Annotated in this window: 2 protein-coding genes and 1 pseudogene; 2 read left to right on the top strand and 1 reads right to left on the bottom strand. The window is 73.2% G+C overall.

What is annotated here, in order from left to right:
* The first annotated feature begins 103 nt into the window (after nucleotides 1-103).
* Both ADL08_RS09380 and ADL08_RS09375 read left to right on the top strand, forming a co-directional pair.
* Nucleotides 104-853 (top strand): DUF4239 domain-containing protein, encoded by a 750-nt coding sequence (locus tag ADL08_RS09380; RefSeq protein WP_053641616.1) that lies wholly within the window; start codon nucleotides 104-106, stop codon nucleotides 851-853.
* Nucleotides 854-884: 31 nt separating this feature from the next.
* Nucleotides 885-1,376, top strand: coding sequence for an LURP-one-related/scramblase family protein (locus tag ADL08_RS09375; RefSeq protein ID WP_053641615.1), 492 nt, complete (start codon nucleotides 885-887; stop codon nucleotides 1,374-1,376).
* 7 nt (nucleotides 1,377-1,383) lie between these two features.
* On the opposite strand, the pseudogene ADL08_RS09370 reads toward ADL08_RS09375, so the two are convergent.
* A pseudogene (locus tag ADL08_RS09370) lies at nucleotides 1,384-2,588 on the bottom strand (trans-sulfuration enzyme family protein).
* Nucleotides 2,589-2,642: the final 54 nt, after the last annotated feature.

Below are 2,642 nucleotides of genomic sequence, written 5' to 3'. Positions count from 1 at the left end.
GGGGGCGGGAGGCGCGGGAGTTCGGGGTGGCGACGACGTTGCTGTTGCTCCTGATCCCGGCGGCCGTCGCCGCCGCTCTCCTCGGCAGCCGGAGGAAGTGACCGTGGTCCTGCTCGAAACCCTCGTCGTCGTCCTCGGGGTCGCGCTCGTCGCCGCCCTCTCCGTCTTCGTCAAGACCAGGCTCTTCCCGGTCGGGGAGGACGAGGAGCCGCGCGAGGACGTGGCCGAGTACATCGCCATGATGGTGTCGGTCCTCTACGCCGTGGTCCTCGGCCTCTGCCTGGTCTCCGTCTGGGAGACGCGGTCCGCCGCCGCCGACCACGTCCAGGCCGAGGCGAGCGCCCTGCACCAGACGTACCTGCTCGCGGACGCGCTCCCGCTCGCCCAGCGGCAGCCGGTGCGCGACGCGGCCCGGACGTACGCGAGCCACGTCGTGGACGTCGAGTGGCCCGCGATGACCGGCCGCGAGCCGCTCGGCTCCTCGGGCTGGACGCTGCTCGACCAGCTGCGGCGGGCGGGCGAGGTGACCCGCTCCGACCGGGTGTCCGAGCAGATCGCGGCCCAGGAGGTGCTGGCCCAGATCGGCTACGTCGACGACGCGCGGCGCGGCCGGGAGGCGGCGGCGCAGGAGCGGCTCTCGCCCGTGCTGTGGACGGGGCTGCTGATCGGCGGCGTGCTGACGCTCGCGTTCATGTTCCTCTTCGGGATCAAGAGGAGCACGACCCACGTGGTGATGGTGATGGGCCTGTCCGGGTTCATCGCCTTCACGGTGCTGCTGATCCATCAGCTCGACTCGCCGTTCGGGGAGATGCTCGGGGCGGGTCCGGACGCGTTTACCCGCTACTTCGGGTGAGAAGCGGCGCCGACGGGGCAGGAGTAACCGGGTGAAATATCTCGTACGGGACAAGATCTTCGCGATCGGCGACGACTACTGGATCGAGGACGAGCACGGCCGCCACGCCTTCCTCGCCGACGGCAAGGCCATGCGGCTGCGCGACACCCTGGAGCTGAAGGACCCCGACGGGCGGGTCCTGATCACCCTGCGGCAGAAGATGTTCAGCCTGCGGGACACGATGACGATCGAGCGGGACGAGCGGCCGCTGGCGACCGTCCGCCGCAAGCGGCTCTCGCTGCTGCGCAACCACTACCGGGTGACGCTGGTCGAGGGCACGGAGCTGGACGTCAGCGGCCGGATCCTGGACCGGGAGTTCACCGTCGAGTACGAGGGCGAGCTCCTGGTCCACGTCTCCCGGCAGTGGCTCCGCGTCCGCGACACGTACGCGGTGAACGTGGTCCGGGAGGACGCCGACGCCGCCCTCATGGTCGCGGTGGCGGTGTGCGTGATCCGAATGGCGGAGCGGGAACGGGAGGACTGACGGGCCGTCAGGCCGCTTGCTCCAGGGCCTGCTCCAGGTCCGCCCACAGGTCCTCGACGTGTTCGATGCCGACCGAGATCCGGACCGTGCCGGCGCCGATGCCCGCCGCCGCGAGGGCCGCCGCGTCGAGCTGGTGGTGCGAGGTGGAGGCCGGGTGCATCACCAGCGTCTTCACGTCGCCCAGGGAGACGCTGAGCGAGGCGAGCCGGACCGCCTCGACGAAGGCGCGGCCGCGTCCCGGCCGCCCGCGAGGTCGACCGAGACGACCCCGCCGCCCCCGGCGGGCAGCAGGCGCGCGGCGACCTCCCGGTCCGGGTGGCTCGCGAGGGACGGGTGGCGGACGGCGGCGACCGCCGGGTGCGCGGCGAGGCGGGCCGCGAGCTCGGCGGCGTTCGCGCACTGGCGCTCCACGCGCAGGGAGAGGGTCTGCAGGCCGCGCAGGGTGAGCCAGGCGGCGAACGGGTCGGTGGAGGCACCCTGTTCGACGGCGTGGCGGCGGACCCGCCCGTACAGCTCGCGGTCCTTGAAGACGGCGACGCCGCCGAGGACGTCCCCGTGCCCGGCGAGGTACTTGGTGGCGGAGTGGATCACGACGTCGGCGCCGTGGTCGAGGGGGCGGCAGAGCAGCGGGGAGGCGAAGGTGTTGTCGACGGCGACCGGGACGCCCGCGTCGGCGGCGACGGCGGCCAGGGCGGGCAGGTCGGAGACGCGGGTGGTGGGGTTGGCGATGGTCTCCAGGTAGAGGAGGCGGGTCTCGGGGCGCAGGGCCGCCCGCACCTCCTCCGGGTCCGTGCCGGAGACGTACGTGACGTCGACGCCCCAGCGGGCGGCGAGGTCGGCGAGGACCGCGTACGTGCCGCCGTACAGGCAGGTCTGCGCGACGACGTGGGCGCCGGAGCCGAGGAGGGAGAGGAGGACGGCGTTGACGGCGCCCATGCCGGAGGCGAAGGAGAGGCCGGAGGTGCCGCCTTCGAGGCGGGCGACGGCGTCCTCCAGGGTGCGGACGGTGGGATTGCCGAGGCGGGCGTAGAGGAAGGCGTCCGGGGAGGTGAAGCCCTCGGCGAGGGCGTCGGCCGAGTCGAAGGCGAAGACGTGGCCCTGGTGGAGGGGGACGCCGAGGGGCCTGCTGCCGGTGACCTCGACGTGGGGCGGGTGGACGGCGAGGGTGTCGGGGTGGGGGCGCGCGGGGTCCGGGGCGTCTGTGTGGTTCATGGAGCCAGTCTGGGAAGGGGCCGCTTGCCTTCCCAGGTCCAATCCCGGCAGATT

The organism is Streptomyces sp. NRRL F-6492 (assembly GCF_001280125.1).
Classification (GTDB): Bacteria; Actinomycetota; Actinomycetes; order Streptomycetales; family Streptomycetaceae; genus Streptomyces.
This window is presented reverse-complemented; position numbering and strand designations above follow the sequence as displayed.